Raw genomic sequence first — 465 nt, forward strand, 5'->3', positions numbered from 1 at the left:
CTTAATGTCTTCTTGTCAAACTGATGAACAGATATTGTTTTTGGCTCTATCCGTAACTTTTAAATCAGTCTTCCAAAACTGTGGAGAATAAGGGAGTCGAACCCTTGACCTTCCCGATGAATCGGGACAATCTAGCCCCTATCGGCTAAAATCCTTTGTTTTTATCTTAAATAAACTTCTATTCTTGTTACTTTTAAGTAACTTGGTGGAGAATAAGGGAGTCGAACCCTTGACCTCCTGCGTGCAAGGCAGGCGCTCTAGCCAGCTGAGCTAATTCCCCCTCTAGGTTAATTTGATATTGTTTATTTGATATTTGATATTAATTTCAAACCTCAAATCACAAATCTCAAATTCAATTAGTAGTCTCGGGCAGGCTCGAACTGCCGACCTCTACATTATCAGTGTAGCGCTCTAACCAGCTGAGCTACGAGACTGTCTTTTTAGACTTACAGATCCTAGATGCTA

The 465-nt window shown here is 40.2% G+C and carries 3 tRNA genes; all 3 read right to left on the bottom strand.

Features of this window, described 5'->3' with window-relative positions:
- Positions 1–81: 81 nt before the first annotated feature.
- The 3 genes from MP477_RS22680 to MP477_RS22690 all read right to left on the bottom strand — a co-directional run bounded on the left by MP477_RS22680 (position 82) and on the right by MP477_RS22690 (position 434).
- Positions 82–157: transfer RNA gene (locus tag MP477_RS22680), tRNA-OTHER, on the bottom strand.
- A 46-nt stretch (positions 158–203) separates the two neighbouring features.
- Positions 204–280: transfer RNA gene (locus MP477_RS22685), tRNA-Ala, on the bottom strand.
- An 80-nt stretch (positions 281–360) separates the two neighbouring features.
- Positions 361–434, bottom strand: a tRNA-Ile gene (locus MP477_RS22690).
- Positions 435–465: the final 31 nt, after the last annotated feature.

Origin of the sequence: Chryseobacterium sp. WG23, from assembly GCF_024586575.1 — a bacterium.
Taxonomy (GTDB): domain Bacteria; phylum Bacteroidota; class Bacteroidia; order Flavobacteriales; family Weeksellaceae; genus Chryseobacterium.